Genomic DNA, 20,226 nt, shown 5'->3' with positions numbered 1-20,226 from the left:
GTGACCAGGACGACGGAACCGCCCTTCGCGAGCGGTTCCGTGAAGGCCGCGAGACCTGGTGGGGAAGCCGGGCTCGCGGCCACCAGGAGGCGGCCGCCGCCGGTGACGAGGGTCCCGGAGGTGGCCGCCTCCCACATCTCCCCCTGGGAGGTGGTGGTGCCGTCGAGGTCGGTCGCAGGATCCTCGGCCGACGGCGGGTCCCACGGCGCGAACGCGTCGGGCTGTGACCAGATCTCGACGCCGACGTCGTGGACGCCGGCCGGGACGGGACTCGCGAAGCGGACCCCGAGCGGCAGCAGCGAGCACGCGAGCACGACCCGCTCGCCGGCCTCGGGCGCCCAGCGGTCGAGGAGGTCGGGCCCGCACACCACGGCGTCGGGCTCGTCGCTGTCGGTCACGACCAGCCCAGCGGTCCACGCGGCGCCGAGGAACACGGGGGCCAGCCAGTGCGGCGGCAGGTCGAGGCGCAGGGTGGCGCCCCGCTCCAGGTCGAGCTCGTCGACGAGCAGCGAGGCCGCCTTGGCCACCCAGTTGGCGTACGTCGTCACCGACAGCTCGACGCGCTCGCCGGTCTCCTCGTCGTAGAACGTGACGACCGGACGCCCCGGTTCGTGGCGAAGCCGATCTCCCAGTACCGCAGCGAACGTGGTCACGTCGCGAGGATAGGGTGACCCGGTCCGAGAGCAGCGAGCACCTGGGAGTCCGACGTGGTTGACGGCGCCATCGACGCTGATCGTGAGGGCCGTGACGTCGCGGATCCCACCGTCCCCGGGTTCTGGGCGGTGGTGCCTGCCGGCGGTGCCGGCACCCGGCTGTGGCCGCTGTCCCGCTCGTCCTCGCCGAAGTTCCTCCACGACCTCACCGGTCATGGCCGCACGCTGCTCGAGCAGACCCACGACCGGCTCGCCCCGCTGGTCGAGGACCGGTTCCTCGTCGTGACCGGGCGGGTGCACGCCGACGCGGTGCGCGCCCAGCTGCCGGACCTCGCTGCCGACGCCGTGCTCGCCGAGCCGACGCCCCGCGACTCGATGGCCGCGATCGGCCTCGCCGCCGCGGTGCTCGAGCGCCGCGCCGACGAGACCGGCGAGGACATCGTGATGGGGTCCTTCGCCGCCGACCACGTCATCACCGACCCGAGCGCCTTCCACCGCACGGTGGTCGAGGCCGTGGCCGCCGCCCGCGAGGACTGGCTGGTCACCATCGGCATCCAGCCGACGTTCCCCAGCTCGGCGTTCGGCTACGTCCGGCAGGGCGAGGCCCTCGCCGGGCACGAACGGGCGCGGGTGGTCGCCGCCTTCGTCGAGAAGCCGTCGGTGAGCGTCGCCGAGGACTACCTGGCGACCGGGGAGTACCGCTGGAACGCCGGCATGTTCGTCGTCCGGCCGCGTGTCCTCCTCGAGTTGCTCGCGACCGAGAGCCCGGCTTTCGCCGCCTGCCTGCGGGAGATCGCCGCCGATCCTGACCGCCTCGACCACCTGTGGCCGACGCTCCCCAAGATCGCCATCGACCACGCGGTCGCCGAGCCGGCCGCGTCGGCCGGGCGGGTCGCGACCGTCCCCGGCAGCTTCGGGTGGGACGACGTCGGCGACTTCGACTCGCTGGCCGCGATGCTGGGCGACGAGGGCAAGATCACCGTCCTCGGCGACGACGACCTCGTGCTCTCCCAGCAGTCGACCGGGCTGGTGGTGCCCGCTGCCGGACGTGTCATCGCCGTGATCGGGCTCGACGACGTGATCGTCGTCGACACGCCCGACGGCCTGCTCGTCGCGTCGCGGGAGCGCGCCCAGGAGGTCAAGGCGATCGTCGCCGAGCTCAAGGACCAGGGCCGCACCGAGCTCACCTGAGCCCGGCGGGCGCGACCGGAGGTCAGGAACCGCCGCCGCGCTCGCCCGCGTAGCCGCCGATCGGCTCCGGTGCGTTGTAGTACGGGTAGTCCTCCATGAACTGCTCGAGCGCCTCACCGCTGGGCTCGGAGCAGTACTGCCACACGCCCTCGGAGGTGCCGGCCTCCTGGTCGGCCGCCCAGTGGGTCAGCGCGACGTGCTGGCCCTCGGGGAAGTCCTTGCCGTCGTCGCTGGTCCAGGGCGCGGCGATGAACGACAGCCGGTTGTTGGTGTCGCTGACGCTCAGCTTCTTCGCCATCGCGCGGATCTCGCCGAGCATCGCCGAGTCGTCGGCGGCGGTCTCGTCGTACCAGAGGATCGTGAAGCCGTGCTCGAGGTTGTGGACGAGCGCCTCGAGCTCGGGGCGGGAGTCCTCGTTGTAGAAGCGCTCCTCGATCGACACCGGGGCGACGCCGCCCTCGTTCCAGTGCGCGCCGAAGGCCGGCGGCGCGTCGTCGTAGGTGACCTGCTCGCCGGTCGGGCGGTGGTCGCCGCTCTGGCCGGCGTCCTTGGTCGTGACCTTGCCGCAGACCGAGGCGGGGCCGCCGATGTCGGCCAGCGCCTCGTCGTCGTACTTCTTCTGCTCGAACCAGGTCCGGACAGGGTTGTAGGCGGCGAGCCCCACGATGGCGAGAGCGACGGCGATGCAGATGCCGAGGATGAGCGCGCCCTGACGGTTCTCGACGCGCTTCTGCTTGCGCCGGATGTCGTCGATGACCTTCTGGCGCTCCGACTTCTCGGTCTTGGTGGTCTTGGCCACGGTGCGGCTTACCTCGGGTGTCGTGGGGCGGGTCGCGGTGAGTCTACGTACTCGCCGGGTGCAACCGGTGATCGGTGTCACCCGCCAGTCGTTCGACGCTCCACCCGTGGGCGAACGCGAGCACCTCGACGGCCACGGTCCGATCGGTGCGGCAGCGCACCTCGGGCGGGTCCTCGGCGGCGGACACCTCGGCCGTCACGCCGAGCACGGCGAGCAGCCCGACGAGCTCCTCGGCCGACACCGGCGCGCCGAACGGCGCCGCGTCGGCAGGGTCGCCGACGAGGGCGCGGACGACCGCTTCGCGCGCGCCATACCCGAACAGGTCGGCACCCTCGGCCCGGACGAGGGCGCCAGCGCCCGGCCCGTCGTCGTCGGGCGGCAGCACCAGGTCGGAACGACCCCGCACCACGGCGAACGGGCGGCCGCCGAGCTTGCCCTGGGCGAGCTCGGCGACGGAGGCGATCTCGTCGGCTACCGCGGGTGCGGTCACCGCCAGCTCGTTGCCGTGGGCGTCGACGCGTCCCTCGAAGGACTCGAGCACCACCAGCCCGGCGGCGCCGACGGCGATGTCGGTCTGGCCCTCCCGCCAGGCGCGGCCGGCGGTGTCGGTGACGATCACCCCGACGTTGTGGCCGGTGCGCGCGGCGATCGCGGCCCGCAGCCGCGCGGCGGAGCCGTCCGGGTCCTCCGGCAGCAGGACGACGGTCCCGACGGCGACGTTGGACGCGTCGACCCCGGCGGCGGCCATCGTCAGGCCGAGCCGGTTGCGCACGATACGGGTGGGGCCACGGCGCGCGACCAGTCGTGTCGACTCGGCGGTGATCCAGTCCTCCCGGTCGCCGGTGACGACGCGGCCCTCCGCCTTGCTGACGACCTTGCTCGTCACCACGACGACGTCGCCGTCCGCGAGCTCGACGTGGGGGAGCAGCAGGTCGGCGAGGTCGTCGCCCGTGTGCACCTCCGGCACCCCGTCGGGTGCGGTCACGGACAGCGCGGGCATCAGCCTGCGACCAGGGCCACCGCGGCGGCCGCCATCGCGGCGGTCGCGTCGTGGTCGGTCATCATCAGCNGGCCGCCATCGCGGCGGTCGCGTCGTGGTCGGTCATCATCAGCGGGACGGCGATGCTGCGCAGTCCTGCCTGCTCGAGCCCGGCCACCTCGCCGGCGTCGCGCTCGTCGACGAGCCAGCCGTCGAGGACGCCGCCCCGGGAGCGCGCGCCGTAGTGGCGACCGACGCCGCCGGCGCTCACCTCGACGCCGATCGACGTGAGGAGCTGCTCGGCCATGCCGCGGACGTGGCTGCCGCCGACGATGGGGGACAGGCCGACGACGGGTGCGGGCGTCGTGCGGAGGGCGTCGCGGACGCCGGGCACGCCGAGGATGGTGCCGACCGACACGACCGGGTTGGACGGCGGCAGGACGACCAGGTCGGCGCCGTTGATCGCGTCGAGGACGTCGGGGCCGGGGGCCGAGTCGTCGAGCCCGACGACCACGATCGCCTCCGCCGCGACCGCGGCGCGCAGCCGCACCCAGTACTCCTGGAAGTGGACCACCCGGCGGCCGCTCGGCGAGTCGGCGTCGGGCACGGCGACGTGGGTCTCGACCCGGTCGTCGGTCATCGGCAGCAGCCGCACCCGGGAGCCCCAGGCCGGGTCGAGCCAGCGCTTGCACAGCGCCTCGGTGACCTTCGAGAGCGGGTAGCCGGCGTCGAGGAGCTGGGTGCGGACGAGGTGCGTCGCGATGTCCCGGTCGCCCAGCCCGAACCAGGTGGGCTCGACGCCGTACGCCGCGAGCTCCTCCTTGGCGCTCCACGTCTCCTCGCGGCGACCCCACCCGCGTTCGGGGTCGATGCCGTCGCCGAGGGTGTACATCACGGTGTCCAGGTCGGGGCAGACCTTGAGCCCGTGGATCCACCAGTCGTCGGCGGTGTTGGCGACCACGGTGACCTCGGCGTCGGCGTCCACGCCGGGGATCGCACCGGTCGTGATCCCGTGCAGGAGGCCCTGGAGGAACTTGGCGCCACCCATGCCGCCCGAGAGCACCGTCAGCTTCTTCATGGGGCCAACTCTGCCCGGTCCGGCGCTCCGACCGGCTGCGGGGGCGGGGGACCGGTCGTGATAACGAGCTGCGTATAGCAGATTCGGGCTTGACTACCGGGGTATGACATGCATGTAATTCCACCAGTGTCGTTCACGATGCAGAAGGCGCAGAAGTCGGATCGGGTTGCCGATCATGGAGCGCCGGGGCAGGTGTCGTGAGCGGCGACAAACGGGGGTCGAAAGGGGCGGAACGGTGAGAGAACTCTTCCTGGTCGAGGATGTGGACACCGAGGACCTGGGTTGGCAGGAGCGCGCGCTGTGCGCTCAGACCGATCCTGAGGCATTTTTCCCGGAGAAGGGCGGCTCGACGCGCGAGGCCAAGAAGGTCTGCACGACGTGCGAAGTCCGGGTGGAGTGCCTCGAGGCAGCACTGATGAACGACGAGCGCTTCGGTATCTGGGGCGGTCTGTCGGAGCGGGAGCGCCGCAAGCTCAAGAAGCGCGCGGTCTGACCTTCGAGTCTGCGCTGCCGCGCCGCAGTCGACGTCCGTCTGACGTGCGGTTGCCTGGCGGCGTACGGGTTCCGGTCCGTCGGTAGTGTGGCCCCTTGTGTCGGACGTCGCCGTGGTTCTCGTGAGCCACGACGGCGCGTCGTGGCTGCCGGCGGTGCTCGACGGCATCAAGGCCCAGACCGCGCCCATCGTCGGGGTGGTCGCGGTGGACACGGGCAGCAAGGACGGCAGCGCGGATCTCGTCGAGGCCGCGCTGGGCACCGCGACGGTCCTGCGCGAGACCGGCCGGACGTCCTTCCCTCGGGCCGTTGCCGTGGCCCTCGCTGCGCTCCCCGAGCAGGGCCTCGACCCCGAGTGGATCTGGCTCCTCCACGACGACAGCAACCCGGCCCCGGACGCGTTGGCCGAGCTGCTCGCGGCGACCTTCGTACGACCCGACGCCGACTTCCTCGGCCCCAAGCTCCGCGAGTGGCCCTCGCTGCGGCGGCTGCTCGAGGTCGGTATCACCATCAGCGGCACCGGCCGCCGGGAGACCGGGCTCGAGCGCGGCGAGTACGACCAGGGGCAGCACGACCAGATCCGCGACGTCCTCGCGGTCAACAGCGCCGGGTTGCTGGTGCGCCGGGCCACGCTGGAGGCCCTCGGCGGGTTCGACGAGCACCTGCCGATGTTCGGCAACGACCTGGACCTCGGCTGGCGGGCCGCGGCGGCCGGGCACACCACGATCGTCGTGCCCCGGGCGGTCGTGTTCCACGCCGAGGCCGCTCACCGCGGGATCCGCAGGACCCCGCTGACCGGACGCCACACGCACTACCAGGAGCGCCGCGCGGCGCTCTTCACCCTGCTCGCCAACTCGCGGCGGTGGGCCCTGCCGTTCCAGGCCGCGCGGCTCGCGCTGGGCTCGGTGCTGCGGATGCTCGGCTTCCTCGTCGTCCGTTCGGTCGGCGAGGCGCTCGACGAGCTGGCCGCGGTCGTCTCGGTCTACAGCCGGCCGGGACCCCTGCTCGCGGCGCGCAAGGAGCGTCGGGCGCGCCAGGTAGCGCCACCCGACGACGACCGCGTCCGCCGGATGCTCGCGCCCTGGTGGCTGCCCTACCGCCACGGCCTCGACCTCGTGAGCGACCTGGTCGCCGCCGCGAGCAACCAGGCGGCCGACGTCGCCGAGCGCCGCCGCGCGGCGGCTGCCGAGCGGGACCCGTCGCCGCCCGTCGCCCGGCACAAGACCGACGACGACGAGGACTTCGAGGACACCGGACTCGTCGCCCGCTTCCTGACCGACCCGATCGCGGTCGCCCTCGCCGTCACGGCCCTCGCGTTCGTCATCGGGGCGCGCGACGCCTTCGGGGCGGTCAGCGGGGGAGCGCTCTCCCCGGTGCCTGCTGCCGCCGGTGACTGGTGGGGCCTCCACTACGAGAGCTGGCACCCGCTCGACTTCGGCACGGCGGTGCCCGCGCCGCCGTACGTCCTCCCGCTCGCGCTGCTCGCGAGCATCCTCGGCACCGTCAACGCGCTGTCCTTCCTGCTGGTCGCGGCCGCCCCGATCGCGCTCTGGGGCGCCTGGCGCTTCCTGCGGGTCGTCGGCCGCCTCGTCAGCCGCTACGGCGCCCCGCGCTGGCTGCTGCTGTGGGGCGCCGTGAGCTATGCCCTCGTCCCGCTGGTCGCCGGCGCCTGGGGCGGGGGTCGGTGGGGCGTCGTCGTCGCCGCGGCGATCCTGCCGTGGCTCGCGCACGCGGCGCTCGGCTTCGCCGAGCCCGAGGCGGGGCGCCGGTGGCGAGCGGCCTGGCGCACCGGCTTGCTGCTCGCGCTGCTCACGGCGTTCGCCCCGGTGACCTGGTGGCTGTGCGCGGTCCTCGGCGCCGTCGTCGTCGCTGCCTCGACCCTGGTGGTCCGCAGCGCCGTCAAGGACCGCTCGGTGTGGGGGCCGCCGGTGACCGCGCTGGCCGTCCCCGCGGTGCTGCTCGCCCCGTGGTGGGTGTCCTCGGTCCTCGAGGGCGCGGGGGGCGCGCTGTTCCTCGACGTCGGCCGCTGGCCCACGCCGGCGACCGACGGACTGGACGTGCTCGTCGGGCGGTTCGGCGACCTGGGCGCCCCGTGGTGGCTCGGCCTGGCCCTCCCGCTCCTCGCCCTGCTGGCGCTGCTGCCGCGCGCCACCCGGATCGGGGTGGTGCTGTGCTGGCTGGTGGCAGCAGTCGCGGCGGTCGTCGCGCTCCCGCTGGGCCTGCTCTCCGTCGACCTCGCCGGGTCGGCCTCGCAGCAGGGCGGTCTCGGCCCGGCCCTGCTCCTCGCCCACGGGGCGTGGGTGACCGCGGCCCTCCTCGGCGGGCTCGCCCTCACCGACCGGTCGCCGTCGCCCGTCGTGCTGCCCCGGCTCGCCCACGGCGTGACCGTGGTCGCCGCGCTCGTCGCCGCGCTCGTCCCGGTCGCGGGCCTGGTGTGGTTCGCCGGGTGGGGCGGGGACGAGCTGCGGTCCGAGCCCGAGAGCGGCATCCCCGTCTACATGACGCAGGAGGCCGAGGAAGCGACGTCGCTCGGCATCCTCGTCGTCCGGGGCACGGTCGCGCGCGGGCTGACCTACGAGGTCGTGCGGGGGGACGGGCTCACCCTCGGCGAGGACGAGATCGCGGCGCTCACCGCCGAGGACGAGGAAGCGACCGCGTTCGTCAGCGACCTTGCCACCGCCCCGTCGCCGGAGGCCGTCGAGGAGCTCACCGCGCGCGGCATCAAGTACGTCGTCCAGCCGGCCCCCGCCGACGGCGCGGTCGCGACCCGCCTCGACGCCACGGCCGGCCTGGTCCGCGCCAGTGCCGAGGACCGCGCGACCCGCGCCTGGCTGGTCATCAAGGAACCCGACGCCGACGCCGTCGACGGACCGCGGTCGTGGCCGCGGGTCGCGCTGCTCGTGCTCCAGGCGTTGGCCATCCCGGTCGTCGTGGTCCTCGGGCTGCCGACGCTCCGGCGGAGCAGGACGGACAGCAGCGCATGACCCAGGACCAGCCGGGGGACCAGAGTGGACGTCGTGCCGACCGCGAGACGGCGCCGGGCCGGCGCGGGATCGTCCGTCGGCACCGGGTCGACCTGCTCGTCGTCCTCGCGATGCTGCTGCCGACCGCGGTCGTCGGAGCGCTCGCCCTGCTCGACGGCGAGGACTCCTCGTCGTACACGCAGGCCCCGCCGTCCTCCGCCCGCCTGACCGACGCCTCGGTCGTCTGTGCGGCGGCGGCGAGCAGCACGGCCGGTGACGTCGTCGTGTCGCGGGTGCCGCACATGCGCGGGGGCGAGGTCGCCGTCCGGGTCGCCGAGGGTGGCGCCGAGGAGCTCGGCGTGCCCCGCCAGGTCGACGTCCGCTCCGGTGACCTGACCCTCGTCCGGACCGACGGCGACGTGCTCGTCACCGGCGAGGAGGCGGCAGCGCCGGGCCTGGTGGCCGGCCGCACCGGAGCGGCGCGCGCGGCTGCGGAGTGCCGGGCCCCCACCTTCGACGAGTGGTACGTCGGCATCGGTGCGGCTGCGAAGCAGGCGTCGGTCGTCGAGCTGGTCAATCCCGACGACGGCCCGGCCGTCGTCGAGATCGCGCTCTACGGCCACCCGGGGCTGGTCATCGAGAACGACCTCCGCGGCATCCGGGTCCCCGGGCACACGGTGATGAGGATCGACCTCGCGCGCGCCACGCCGCGGCGCGGCACTCTCGCGGCGCACCTGACCGTCGTCCGCGGCCGGGTCGTCACGACCGTCCGTCACACCTACGACCCGCTCGGGCAGGGCACGCCACGCACCGACTTCCTGCCCGCCCAGGCCGAGCCGTCGACGTCCAACCTCCTGCTCGGCGTCCCCTCCGACGCCGACGGGACGCTCCACCTCTTCAACCCGGGCACCGACGAGGTGCGGGCCACGGTCCGGGTGGTCTCCGACCAGGCGACCTTCACCCCGGCCGGCCTCGACGAGATCGAGGTGCCCGGCGGGACGGTGCGCCAGGTGGCGCTCTCCGACGTGCTCACCAAGGAGGCATCCGAGGGCGCGCTCGGCCTCCAGGTGGTCTCGGCCCAGCCGCTGGTGACGTCGGTGCGGGTGCTCGGTGCCGATCTCGGACTGATCGCCCCGACCTCGGCCGTCGACCAGAACGAGGTGACCACCGCGGTGGTGCCGGTCGGGCCCAAGGCGCTGGTGCTGGCCGGGGCGTCCCGCTCCGGCGTGGTGCGGGTGACCGCCGTCGCCGCCGACGGCCGGGTCCTCCTCGACGAGAAGCTGGTGGAGGTCGGCGCGGAACGCGGCCACCGGCTCAGGCTGCCCGACGACGCAGTCCTGGTGACCATCGATCCCAAGAACACCCCGATCGCCGGCACCGTCGTGCTCACCGGCGACCGGCTCGGCGTGCTGCGGCTCCGGCCGGCGGAGATCGACGCCGAGGTGCCGGTCGTCCGTCCCCGGTAGCGGCTCAGTCGTCCTCGGGGTAGCGCGGATCGACGTCGGACGGCGGGATGCCGAGGAGCTCGGCGACCTGCTCGACGACGACGGTCAGCACCATCGCCTCGAGGTCGATCCGATCGGCCGCGCGGTGCTCCAGCGGGCGCCGGAAGAGCACCAGTCGGCTGGGATGGGTGCCCGTGCCGCGGACCAGCGACGCGAGCGGCACCGATCCGGGCTCCCAGTCGTCGGGCAGCTGCGGGGTGTCCTCGACGGCGTACTCGACGAGGCCGAGCCGGTCCGACCAGCGCTCGTCGATGCTGGTGACGATGTCGAGGACCATCCGGTCGAACGCCTCGCGGCGCGTGCGCGGCCGCGGCGGGCGGCCCAGCGACGGGTGGCCCAGCGCGGCAGGTCCGCGCAGCCCGCGGCTGCGACGGTCGCGCGTCGTACGCCGGACCGGACCGCTCTCCTCCACGAGCCGCGAGCCTATCCGGCACACGCGGTCGCACGGGGTACCGTCTGCCGCGTGAGTCTCGCCCGGCGCTGTTCGCGCACCGCCTGCGCCCGCCCCGCGGTCGCGACACTCACCTACGTCTACGCCGACATGACCGCCGTCCTCGGCCCGCTCGCCACCTACGCCGAGCCGCACGCCTACGACCTCTGCGCCTTCCACAGCGAGCGGCTCTCCGCGCCGCGCGGCTGGGAGGTCCTCCGGCTCTCGCTCGACCAGTCGCTCCCCGGCCCGACCGAGGACGACCTGCTCGCGCTCGCCGACGCCGTCCGGGAGGCCGCCCGGCCGCTGCCGCCGGTCGCTGCGCCCGCCCAGGAGACCGGCCGCGAGGTCGCGCGCCGCGGTCACCTGCGAGTCCTCACCTCCGACTAGCGGGGGACGAGCGGGGCCGCGGGTCGGGGCCTCTCTCGGGAGCGGGAAGCGTGCCCTAGGGTTGCGCTCATGTCGACGATCTCGCCTGACAACGTCAACGCGGTCTTCAAGGCCTACGACGTCCGCGGGACCGTCCCTGACCAGCTCGACGAGGACCTCGCCCGGGCCACCGGAGCGGCCTACGTCCAGGTGCTCGGCGTGACCTCGATGGTCGTCGGCTACGACATGCGGCCCAGCTCGCCCGGTCTCGCCGGCGCGTTCGCCGACGGCGCCACCGGCGCAGGGGCCGACGTGACGATGATCGGGCTCGCCTCGACCGACCAGCTCTACTTCGCCTCCGGCCACCTCGGCCTTCCGGGCGCGATGTTCACGGCCAGCCACAACCCGGCGCAGTACAACGGCATCAAGATGTGCCGATCGCACGCGCAACCGGTCGGTCTCGAGAGCGGGCTCGCCGAGATCCGCGACCTGGTCCTCCAGGGTCCGGCGCCGGCGTCGCCGCGGACCGGCTCGATCCGCAGCCACGACGTGCTCCAGGCCTACGCGGCGCACCTGCTGGCGCTCGCACCCGTCGCCGGGCGCAAGCTCAAGGTCGTCGTCGACGCGGGCAACGGCATGGCTGGTCACACGGCGCCCGCGGTGTTCGACCGGATCGCCGACCAGGTCGAGGTCGTCCCCATGTACTACGAGCTCGACGGCACCTTCCCGAACCACGAGGCGAACCCGATCGACGAGGCCAACCTCGTCGACCTCCAGCAGCGGGTGCTCGCCGAGAAGGCCGACATCGGCCTCGCGTTCGACGGCGACGCCGACCGCTGCTTCCTCGTCGACGAGCGGGGTCAGGCCGTCTCGCCGTCCACGCTGACCGCCCTCATCGCCGCGCGCGAGCTCGCCAAGGAGCCGGGCGCCACGGTGATCCACAACCTGATCACCAGCCGCGCCGTGCCCGAGATCGTCGCCGAGCTGGGTGGCAAGCCGGTCCGGACCCGGGTCGGGCACTCCTACATCAAGGCCACGATGGCCGAGACCGACGCGATCTTCGGCGGCGAGCACAGCGGCCACTTCTACTTCCGCGACTTCTGGCGGGCCGACTCCGGCATGCTCGCCGCGCTGCACGCGCTGGCGGCGCTGGCCGGATCCGACCAGCCGCTCTCGGAGCTGCTCTCCACCTACGAGCGCTACCCGATGAGCGGGGAGATCAACTCCGAGGTCGCCGACCAGAAGGCGGTCCTCGCCGCGCTCGAGGAGACGTACGGCGGCCGGGAGGACGTCGAGGTCGACCACCTCGACGGCCTCAGCGTGACCTCCGCCGACTGGGCGTTCAACGTGCGCGCCTCCAACACCGAGCCGCTGCTCCGGCTCAACGCCGAGGGGAAGGACACCACGACCATGGCCGCGATCCGCGACGAGGTGCTGACGATCATCAGGAGCGGCAGGTGACCGGGGTGTCGCCGGACCTGCTGGCGATCATCGTCTGCCCGGCCTGCCACGGCGAGCTCGCGCTGTCCGAGGGGGAGACCCCGGAGCTGGTCTGCCAGGGCTGCGGCCTGGCCTACCCGGTTCGTGACGGCATCCCGGTCCTCCTCGTCGACGAGGCCCGTTCCACCCGCTGAGCAGCGAAGGGCGCCCGATGACCTGGTTCGACGAGTCCCGTCTCGATGACGAGATCGCGCTCGGCAGCGCGGACCTGCGACTGCGCACCCTCGCGGAGTCGGGGGCGCGCGTCCGGCGTGAGGCCGGCGCAGCCGACGACGCGATCGCCGAGGCGGTCGCGCGCGCGTCCGACGCCCGACCCCGCGCGGTCATCGCGGCCGGACCGGACTCGCGGCTGCTGCGCGCCGTCCTCGAGCCCTGGTGCCCGGTCCCGTTCGTCGCCTGGCCCTCGGCCGGGCTGCCGGGCTGGGCGGGCAGCCTCGACCTCGTCGTCGTACTGGCGCCCGACGGCTCGGACACCGGAACGGCGTCGGCGGCCGCCGAGGCGGCCCGCCGCGGCTGCCAGGTCGTGGTCGCGTGCCCCGGCGAGTCCAGCGTCGCCCAGCACGCCGCCGGTCGCTGGACGACGATCCTGCCGACGAGCACGAGCGACCAGCTGGCCACGGCGGTCGTGATGCTGTCGTTCCTCCACCAGGTCGCGCTGGGACCCTCGTGCGACCCGGCCGCCGTCGCCCAGGCCCTCGACGAGGTCGCCATCGCCTCCTCGCCCCAGCGCGACATCTCGATCAACCCCGCCAAGATGCTGGCGATCACCCTCGCCGACGCCGCCCCGGTGGTCTGGGGCGGCTCGGTCCTCGCGGCTCGCGCCGCGCGCCGGGTCGCCGAGTCGATCCGCCGCACGTCGGGCCGGACGGCGCTCGCCGGGGACGCCGAGCACCTGTTGCCCGTCCTCGAGGCGGCCCGGGTCCGCAACGTGTTCGCCGACCCCTATGCCGACAGCGGGGGCGAACGGCGCCCCGTCCTCATCGTGCTCGACGACGGCGCCGACGACCCCGCCAGCAACGAGCAGCGCGGCCGGCTCGAGGAGGCCGCCCGGAGCCGCGACGTGCGGGTCGAGCGGGTGTCGACCGAGGCCGACGGCGAGGTCGCGCGGTACGCCTCCCTGCTGCTCAACGGCACCTACGCCGCGGAGTACCTCCGGCTGGGCCTGGTGGAGGACTAGCCGGCGGGTCCCGTCCGCGCGTGAGCGTCGTCACCCTCCCCGGGTGGCGCCGGCCGTTGCGGGTACCGGGCGTGAGATGTCCTCACAACGGATCGCTCGGGACCCGTGGCTCGACAACGCCAAGATGGCGCTCGTCACGCTGGTCGTCATCGGCCACGTCTGGGCGCTCCTCCCCGCGGAGGGACTGGTCGGCGACGCCTACGACTTCCTGTACGCCTGGCACATGCCGGCCTTCGTCTTCGTCACCGGCTACCTGTCCCGGACGTTCGACTACTCGCCGGAGCGGCTGTGGAACCTGGTCCGGACGGTCGCGGTGCCCTACGTCGTCTTCGAGTGCCTGATGGCGCTGTTCCGGCTCTACCTGGGCGGCGAGCACCTCAACGACCTCTTCACGGACCCGCACTGGCCGCTCTGGTTCCTCACCGCCCTCATCTTCTGGCGGCTCGCGACCCCCGTGTTCCGGGCCGTGCCGGTGGTCCCCGCGCTGCTCGCGGCGGTCGTGCTGTCGTTGCTGTCCGGCACCGTCGACGGCGAGAACGCCGAGCTCTTCGACCTCACCCGGGTGCTCGGGATGATCCCGTTCTTCGTCCTCGGCGTGCACACGACCAAGGAGCGGCTCGAGCTGCTCCGGGCGCCCGGCCTGCGGTGGGTCGCGGTCGTGACGTTCGGGGGCCTGTGGCTGCTCACGACGAGCGTCGGCGACCTGGCCGGGACCCACTGGCTGTACTACGCGACGCCGTACGCCGACCTCGGCGCGTCGGACACGCGCGGTGCCGTCACCCGGCTGGTGCTGCTGGTCGTCGGGCTCGTGGGCACCATGGCGTTCCTCGCGCTGGTGCCGCGGATCGGCGGCTGGTTCGCCCGGATGGGCGGCGCGACCCTCGTCGTCTATCTCTGCCACGGCTTCGTCGTCCGGGGCCTGGAGTACGGCGGCTACACCGAGTGGGCGACCCGGAACCCCGCGGTCGCGCCCGCCACGACCGTCCTCGTCGGGCTCGCGCTCGCCCTCGTGCTTGCCGCGCCGCCGGTCGCGCGTCGCCTCCAGGTCCTCGTCGACCCGTTCGGTCGGGCTGAACAGCAGGTGAAGGAGGCAGTGGAGCTGACAGCCGTCGCGCAGGACACCGGTAGCCTTCGGGGCATGCGGACCCAGGTTCTTGCCCGATGAGCGCGGGGCTCTTCGGCCTCCTCGACGACGTCGCTGCGATCGCCCGACTGGCTGCGGCGTCGGTCGACGACGTGGGAGCGGCCGCCGGGCGCGCGACCGCCAAGGCGGCGGGAGTCGTCATCGACGACACCGCGGTGACACCGCAGTACGTGCACGGGCTCGCGGCCGACAGGGAGCTCCCGATCGTCAAGCGGATCGCGATCGGCTCGATCCGCAACAAGCTGTTCCTGATCCTGCCCGTGGCGCTGCTGCTGAACGCGGTGCTGCCGTCGCTGCTGCCGATCATCCTGATGCTCGGTGGGACGTTCCTCGCCTACGAGGGAGCCCACAAGGTGTGGGGGCTGGTCGCCGGCCACCACGACCACGACGCCCCTGTGGCCGAGGTCGGACCCGAGGCCGAGAAGGAGATGATCAGCGGCGCAGTCCGCACGGACCTGATCCTGTCCGCAGAGATCATGGTGATCGCCCTCAACGAGGTCGCCGACGAGAGCTTCTGGTCCCAGCTGGCGATCCTGCTCGTCGTCGCGGTGGTCATCACCATCGCGGTCTACGGCGTCGTCGCACTGATCGTGAAGATGGACGATGCCGGCCTGCTCCTGACCCAGCGCGAGTCCGGGGCCGCGCAGCGGCTCGGGCACGGCCTGGTCGCAGCGATGCCGAAGCTGCTCACGGTGATCTCGTTGGTCGGCACGGTCGCGATGCTGTGGGTCGGCGGCCACATCCTGCTGGTCAACATCGCCGAGGTCGGCTGGTGGCACGCGCCGTACGACTGGGTCCACCACCTCGAGGAGGACGTTCACCACGCGGTCGACGTGGCCGTGCTCGGGCCGACCCTCGCCTGGTCGGTGAACACCTTCTTCTCGGCCCTGGTCGGGCTCGCGGTCGGTGCGGTCGTCCTCGCGGTCGTCCAGGTGCTGCCGTTCGGGCACGGCAAGGGGCACGCGAAGGAGCACGGGGACGAACGGGCGGACGGGCCCGCGGCGCCGACGACCCAGGACGGTCCCTAGTTGCGCTGAGATTCCTCTCAGCTCACCCACCGCTTGTAGGGTGGGGTCAGTCCTGCGCGGGAGATCCCGGCGTAGCGCAGATGCGCCGCAGAGACAGCCTCCGAAAGTCATCGAGGAAGAGCTTTTTTCATGGACTACAAGGTTGCTGACCTGAGCCTGGCCGAGTTCGGCCGCAAGGAACTCTCGCTCGCCGAGCACGAGATGCCGGGTCTGATGGAGATGCGCGCACGTTACGGCGACTCCAAGCCGCTGGCCGGCGCTCGCATCGCGGGCTCGCTGCACATGACCATCCAGACCGGTGTGCTGATCGAGACGCTGACCGCCCTCGGCGCCGACGTTCGCTGGGCCACCTGCAACATCTTCTCCACCCAGGACCACGCGGCCGCTGCGGTCGTCGTCGGCCCGAACGGCACCGTCGACGCTCCCGCCGGCACGCCCGTCTTCGCCTGGAAGGGCGAGACGCTCGCCGAGTACTGGGACGAGGCCGAGAAGGTCTTCGACTTCAAGGACGAGGCCGGCAACGTGATCGGCCCGAACATGCTGCTCGACGACGGCGGCGACATCACCATGCTCCTCCACAAGGGCGTCGAGTTCGAGAAGGCCGGCGTGGTGCCCGGTCAGGACTCGACCGACAACGAGGAGTACAAGGAGGTGCTGCGTGTCCTGGCCCGGTCGCTCGAGAACAACGGGACGTACTGGACCAACATCGCCAACAGCATCCTGGGCGTGACCGAGGAGACCACCACCGGTGTGCTGCGCCTCTACGACCGCTTCAAGGAGGGCTCGCTCCTCTTCCCGGCGATCAACGTCAACGACTCCGTCACCAAGTCGAAGTTCGACAACAAGTACGGCTGCCGCCACTCGCTGATCGACGGCATCAACCGCGGCACCGACGTCATGATCGGTGGCAAGGTCGCGGTCGTCTGCGGCTACGGCGACGTGGGCAAGGGCTCCGCGGAGTCGCTGCGTGGCCAGGGCGCTCGCGTCATCGTCACCGAGATCGACCCGATCTGCGCGCTCCAGGCTGCGATGGACGGCTACGAGGTCAAGCGCCTCGAGTCGGTCGTCGACTTCGCCGACATCTTCATCACCACGACCGGCAACTTCGACATCATCAAGGTCGAGCACTTCGAGCGGATGAAGAACCAGGCCATCGTCGGCAACATCGGTCACTTCGACAACGAGATCGACATGGCCGGCCTGGCCAGGATCCCGGGGATCGTCAAGGACGAGATCAAGCCGCAGGTCCACCAGTGGATCTTCCCGGCGTCCGATGGTGGGCAGGGCAAGAAGATCATCGTGCTGTCCGAGGGCCGTCTGCTCAACCTCGGCAACGCGACCGGCCACCCGTCGTTCGTCATGTCGAACTCCTTCACCAACCAGGTGCTGGCGCAGATCGAGCTCTTCACCAAGACCGACGACTACCCGGTCGGCGTCTACGTCCTGCCCAAGCACCTCGACGAGGAGGTCGCCCGGCTGCACCTCGACGCCCTNCACCCGTCACCGGGTGCGGGGCTTCGTGATCGATGCCGCATAACATGGAGAACGTGAACTCATCGGGGGCCGCGTCGTCGTACGCGACGAAGGGGCGTGTGCTCGCCGTCGACGACGACGCCCCGCTCGCGGAGATGCTGGGCATCGTGCTGCGGCAGGAGGGCTTCGACAGCCAGGTCTGCCCACGGGGCGACCTGGCGCTGGAGGCGTTCCGCGACTACCGGCCCGACGTGGTGCTGCTCGACCTGATGCTGCCCGGCCGGGACGGCATCGACGTGTGCAAGCAGATCCGGGCCGAGTCCGGCGTTCCGATCGTGATGCTGACCGCCAAGGGCGACACCGTCGACGTGGTCGTCGGGCTGGAGTCCGGCGCTGATGACTACGTCGTCAAGCCGTTCAAGCCCAAGGAGCTCGTCGCGCGGATCCGGGCCCGGGTACGACGGACCGACACCGTCGCCTCCGAGACGCTCACCCTCAAGGACCTCACCATCGACGTCGCCGGCCACAGCGTGACCCGCGACAGCACCGAGATCCCGTTGACGCCGCTGGAGTTCGACCTGCTGCTCTGCCTCGCCCGCCGGCCCTGGCAGGTGTTCACCCGGCAGGTGCTGCTCGAGGAGGTGTGGGGCTACCACCACGCCGCCGACACCCGGCTCGTCAACGTCCACGTCCAGCGATTGCGCTCCAAGGTCGAGCACGACCCCGAGCACCCCGAGATCGTGCTGACCGTGCGGGGCGTCGGCTACAAGGCCGGCTCCTCGTGAGCCTGAGGCCGTAGGTGGTCCGGGTCGGCCGGGTCGCTCTCCCCACCGGGCTCCGGCGGGCGCTGACCTTCTGGCGTCGTTCGATCCAGGCCCGGGTGGTCGTCAGCACCCTGCTCCTCTCGGCGATCGTCATCAGCGCGGTCGGCTGGTTCCTCCTCCAGCAGACGCGGGACGGTCTGCTCCGCCACCGCGCGGAGGTGGTCGTCGGCGAGGTCGAGGCCGAGGTCGCCGACACCCGGGACCGGCTCTCGGCCGCGTCCGGCACCGAGGTCAACGCGAGCCAGCAGCGCTCCGACCTCATCGACCCGATCATCGAGGCCGGCGACAGCCGCGGCTTCGGCGTCGTCCTCGGCGGCCCCGAGGACGGGGAGACGAGCCTGGACGACGGCGGCGCCCACCGCACGAGCGGGCTGGAGCTCGCCAGCGTGCCCGACCGGCTCGAGTCGCACTTCGACGGCGTCAACCGCTCGATGGCGTGGACCTACACCGAGATCGTGCGGACCGGCCCCGACGGCGAGGTGTCGACCGAGCCCGGCATCGTCGTCGGCTCCCAGGTCCAGCTGCCGGCCGACGGCCAGACCTACACGATCTACTTCCTCTTCCCGCTCACCGAGGAGGAGGAGACCCTGGGGCTGGTGACCCGGGCCCTGCTCACCGCCGCGGGCCTGCTGCTCGTCCTCGTCGCCGGCATCACCTGGCTGGTGACCCGCCAGGTCGTCACGCCGGTCCGGATGGCGCGCCGGGTCGCGGAGCGGCTCGCCGCGGGCCGCCTCCAGGAGCGGCTGCGGGTGACCGGCGAGGACGACCTCGCCCGCCTGGCGACGTCCTTCAACCAGATGGCCTCCAACCTCCAGCGCCAGATCCGCCAGCTCGAGGAGCTGAGCTGGGTCCAGCGCCGGTTCGTCTCCGACGTCTCCCACGAGCTCCGCACCCCGCTCACGACGGTGCGGATGGCCGGCGACGTCCTCCACGACGCGCGCCGCGACTTCGACCCGGCCACCAAGCGGGCCGCCGAGCTCCTCCAGGCTGAGCTCGACCGCTTCGAGACGCTGCTCGTCGACCTGCTGGAGATCAGCCGGTTCGACGCGGGCGCCGCCGTCCTCGACCTCGAGGACATCAACCTCCTCGACGTCGCCCACCGCGTCGTCGACGCCGCGCGCCCGCTCGCCGACCAGCGCGGCGTCCTCGTGATCGTCGAGCAGCCCGACCGCCCGGTACGCGCCGAGGTCGACGCTCGCCGGGTCGAGCGGATCCTGCGCAACCTGGTCGCCAACGCGATCGACCACGCGTTCCCCGACGACCTCGACCACCCGATCGTCGTACGGATGGCGGCCGACGACCAGGCCACCGCGGTGACGGTCCGCGACCACGGCGTCGGCCTGGCGCCCGGGGAGTCCGCCATGGTCTTCAACCGGTTCTGGCGCTCCGACCCGGCCCGCGCGCGCAGCAGCGGCGGCACCGGCCTGGGGCTGGCGATCTCGCTGGAGGACGCCCACCTGCACGGCGGCTGGCTCCAGGCGTGGGGGCGCCCCGACGAGGGCGCGCAGTTCCGGCTCACCCTGCCGCGGCACGCGGGGACGCCGTTGCGCCGCAGCCCGCTGCCGCTCGCGCCGGCCGACCAGGTGGGACGCGAGCCGAGCCACGGGGTGCCGTCATGAGGCGCGCGGCCATGGTCGCCGCCGGGATCCTGGCGACGACCCTGCTCGCCGGCTGCATCGACCTGCCCGACAGCGGCCCGGTCGTGACGGCCGACTCCGGCGCCGAGCAGGACAACGAGCGGGCCTCCTCCATCGACGCGCGCCCGCCCCAGCCGGGGGACTCCCGGCTCGAGATCGTCAACGGCTTCCTCGAGGCGATGATGGCGTGGCCGATCTCGACGAGCGTGGCGAAGGAGTACCTCTCCGAGGACGCCGCCGAGGAGTGGGAACCCGACGAGACGATCATCTACACCGACCTGGCGACGCCGCGCGAGGACGGCAGCACCGTCAGCATCCGGATGCGTGGCGCGGCGATGCTCGACGAGTCGGGCGGCTGGCGCGACTCGGTGCCGAGCGACCGCAGCCTGCTGGAGTTCCGGATGACGATCGAGGAGGGCGAGTTCCGCATCCTCGACCCGCTCGACGCGCTGGTCGTCCGTACGTCGTGGTTCCAGCAGCGCTACCGCCAGGCCTCACTCTTCTACTTCGACCGCGCGGCCCAGGTCCTCGTGCCCGAGCCGGTCTTCGTCCCCGTGGGGGAGTCGTTCGCGACGACCCTGGTCACGGCCCTCGTCGCCGGCCCGCCCGCGCGGCTCGACGGGGTCGTCACGTCGTTCGTCCCGCCCCGGCTGAGCGTCGGACTGTCGGTCCCGGTCGTCGACGGGGTCGCGACCCTCGACCTCCACGGCGACGCCCCGCGGAGCCCGGCCGAGACCGAGCTGATGATGGCGCAGCTCGCGGCGACCCTCGGCCAGGACCCGGCCATCACCGCGCTGCGGGTCACCATCGGCGGGCAGGAGATCGTCCTCCCCGGCGCCGGCAGCCTGTACGCCGTCGGCGCGGCGGACGCGTTCGACGCGGCCGACACCGGCTCGGCGGGTGTGCTCTACGGGCTGCGCCGCGGCCGGCTCGTCGTCGGCGGCTTCCCCGAGCTGCGCCCGGTCGACGGCCCGGTCGGGCGGC

18 protein-coding genes and 1 pseudogene are annotated in these 20,226 nt (G+C 72.8%); 14 read left to right on the top strand and 5 right to left on the bottom strand.

What is annotated here, in order from left to right; all coding sequences use genetic code 11:
- Positions 1-653 (bottom strand): TIGR03089 family protein (locus H0487_RS16385; RefSeq protein ID WP_183095302.1); only part of this gene is annotated, 653 nt, incomplete at its 3' end.
- A gap of 54 nt (positions 654-707) precedes the next feature.
- On the opposite strand from H0487_RS16385, the gene H0487_RS16380 reads away from it, so the two are divergent.
- Positions 708-1,844, top strand: a complete 1,137-nt coding sequence (locus H0487_RS16380; RefSeq protein WP_312855984.1) for a mannose-1-phosphate guanylyltransferase — start codon at positions 708-710, stop codon at positions 1,842-1,844.
- Positions 1,845-1,866: 22 nt separating this feature from the next.
- Here the strand turns inward: H0487_RS16380 and H0487_RS16375 are convergent, their stop codons facing one another.
- From H0487_RS16375 to cofD, 3 genes are all read right to left on the bottom strand, one after another.
- Positions 1,867-2,643 (bottom strand): DUF3105 domain-containing protein, encoded by a 777-nt coding sequence (locus H0487_RS16375; RefSeq protein ID WP_183095301.1) that lies wholly within the window; start codon positions 2,641-2,643, stop codon positions 1,867-1,869.
- A gap of 43 nt (positions 2,644-2,686) precedes the next feature.
- Positions 2,687-3,643: a coenzyme F420-0:L-glutamate ligase gene (locus H0487_RS16370; RefSeq protein WP_183095300.1), complete on the bottom strand. Its 957-nt coding sequence runs from the start codon at positions 3,641-3,643 to the stop codon at positions 2,687-2,689.
- 64 nt (positions 3,644-3,707) lie between these two features.
- On the bottom strand, positions 3,708-4,700 hold the full coding sequence (gene cofD / locus H0487_RS16365) for a 2-phospho-L-lactate transferase (RefSeq protein WP_183095299.1): 993 nt from the start codon (positions 4,698-4,700) through the stop codon (positions 3,708-3,710).
- Positions 4,701-4,935: 235 nt separating this feature from the next.
- On the opposite strand from cofD, the gene H0487_RS16360 reads away from it, so the two are divergent.
- From H0487_RS16360 to H0487_RS16350, 3 genes are all read left to right on the top strand, one after another.
- Positions 4,936-5,193: a WhiB family transcriptional regulator gene (locus H0487_RS16360; protein WP_183095298.1), complete on the top strand. Its 258-nt coding sequence runs from the start codon at positions 4,936-4,938 to the stop codon at positions 5,191-5,193.
- A 112-nt stretch (positions 5,194-5,305) separates the two neighbouring features.
- Positions 5,306-8,176, top strand: a complete 2,871-nt coding sequence (locus tag H0487_RS16355; protein WP_183095297.1) for a glycosyltransferase family 2 protein — start codon at positions 5,306-5,308, stop codon at positions 8,174-8,176.
- The gene (locus H0487_RS16350; protein ID WP_183095296.1) at positions 8,173-9,621 is read left to right on the top strand and encodes a DUF5719 family protein; all 1,449 of its coding nucleotides are present in this window, start codon (positions 8,173-8,175) and stop codon (positions 9,619-9,621) included. Before H0487_RS16355 ends, H0487_RS16350 begins: the two co-directional genes overlap by 4 nt.
- A 4-nt stretch (positions 9,622-9,625) precedes the next feature.
- Here H0487_RS16350 and H0487_RS16345 read toward each other — a convergent pair whose 3' ends face one another.
- Complete coding sequence (locus H0487_RS16345; protein WP_312855983.1) at positions 9,626-10,072, bottom strand: metallopeptidase family protein; 447 nt, start codon at positions 10,070-10,072, stop codon at positions 9,626-9,628.
- A 51-nt stretch (positions 10,073-10,123) separates the two neighbouring features.
- Here H0487_RS16345 and H0487_RS16340 point away from each other — a divergent pair, with 51 nt between their 5' ends.
- From H0487_RS16340 to H0487_RS16295, 10 genes and pseudogenes are all read left to right on the top strand, one after another.
- Positions 10,124-10,480 carry a DUF3499 domain-containing protein gene (locus H0487_RS16340; protein ID WP_183095295.1) on the top strand — a complete coding sequence of 119 codons (357 nt, stop codon included), beginning with the start codon at positions 10,124-10,126 and terminating at the stop codon, positions 10,478-10,480.
- Between the two features lie 69 nt (positions 10,481-10,549).
- Complete coding sequence (locus tag H0487_RS16335) at positions 10,550-11,920, top strand: phosphomannomutase/phosphoglucomutase (protein WP_183095294.1); 1,371 nt, start codon at positions 10,550-10,552, stop codon at positions 11,918-11,920.
- Complete coding sequence (locus H0487_RS16330) at positions 11,917-12,093, top strand: Trm112 family protein (protein WP_183095293.1); 177 nt, start codon at positions 11,917-11,919, stop codon at positions 12,091-12,093. The genes H0487_RS16335 and H0487_RS16330 overlap by 4 nt, the downstream gene beginning before the upstream one ends.
- Before the next feature lie 17 nt (positions 12,094-12,110).
- Entirely contained in the window at positions 12,111-13,136 is a 1,026-nt protein-coding gene (locus H0487_RS16325; RefSeq protein WP_183095292.1) for an SIS domain-containing protein, read from the top strand.
- A 76-nt stretch (positions 13,137-13,212) separates the two neighbouring features.
- On the top strand, positions 13,213-14,301 hold the full coding sequence (locus H0487_RS16320; protein ID WP_183095291.1) for an acyltransferase family protein: 1,089 nt from the start codon (positions 13,213-13,215) through the stop codon (positions 14,299-14,301).
- Positions 14,298-15,308: a DUF808 domain-containing protein gene (locus H0487_RS16315; protein WP_183095290.1), complete on the top strand. Its 1,011-nt coding sequence runs from the start codon at positions 14,298-14,300 to the stop codon at positions 15,306-15,308. Before H0487_RS16320 ends, H0487_RS16315 begins: the two co-directional genes overlap by 4 nt.
- A gap of 129 nt (positions 15,309-15,437) precedes the next feature.
- Positions 15,438-16,799, top strand: a pseudogene (gene ahcY / locus H0487_RS16310) (adenosylhomocysteinase); the annotation flags it as partial.
- 56 nt (positions 16,800-16,855) lie between these two features.
- Entirely contained in the window at positions 16,856-17,566 is a 711-nt protein-coding gene (gene mtrA / locus H0487_RS16305) for an MtrAB system response regulator MtrA (RefSeq protein WP_312855982.1), read from the top strand.
- Between the two features lie 14 nt (positions 17,567-17,580).
- Positions 17,581-19,224 (top strand): MtrAB system histidine kinase MtrB, encoded by a 1,644-nt coding sequence (mtrB, locus tag H0487_RS16300; RefSeq protein WP_183095287.1) that lies wholly within the window; start codon positions 17,581-17,583, stop codon positions 19,222-19,224.
- The coding region (locus H0487_RS16295; protein WP_183095286.1) for an LpqB family beta-propeller domain-containing protein at positions 19,221-20,226 on the top strand (1,006 nt) is incomplete at its 3' end. The genes mtrB and H0487_RS16295, both read left to right, overlap by 4 nt.

This window comes from Nocardioides stalactiti, assembly GCF_014180715.1.
GTDB lineage: Bacteria > Actinomycetota > Actinomycetes > Propionibacteriales > Nocardioidaceae > Nocardioides > Nocardioides stalactiti.
The sequence above is the reverse complement of the archived record's forward strand: the minus strand, read 5'-3'. Positions and strand labels throughout refer to the sequence as shown.